1 protein-coding gene is annotated in these 233 nt (G+C 40.3%); it reads left to right on the forward strand.

The window, feature by feature from the left end; all coding sequences use genetic code 11:
* Positions 1–233, forward strand: a 233-nt coding sequence (locus tag SB679_RS26400; RefSeq protein WP_410705402.1) for a DUF6048 family protein, incomplete at both ends; no start/stop codon positions are given.

A 233-nucleotide genomic window follows, 5' to 3' on the forward strand; every position in this document is an offset into this window, starting at 1 on the left:
CGTGGATTTGGAGGGAGTAATTCTTCAGAGTCATTTCCTGCATCATCGCAATCTTCCTTTTGGCTGGAGGGTACTTTAGGAGGGCGAGTACAATTGTTTGAATCCAATTTTTATATTGATGTGAATCTTCAACCCCGCTATTTGGTATATACCTCTAAGCAGGATGAAATTTCCCCGATGATTATTCCGGGATTTGGAAGGAGTTCTTCAAAATTCAATATGGGTTTTGCATG

Origin of the sequence: Chryseobacterium sp. SIMBA_029, from assembly GCF_046535275.1 — a bacterium.
GTDB lineage: Bacteria > Bacteroidota > Bacteroidia > Flavobacteriales > Weeksellaceae > Chryseobacterium.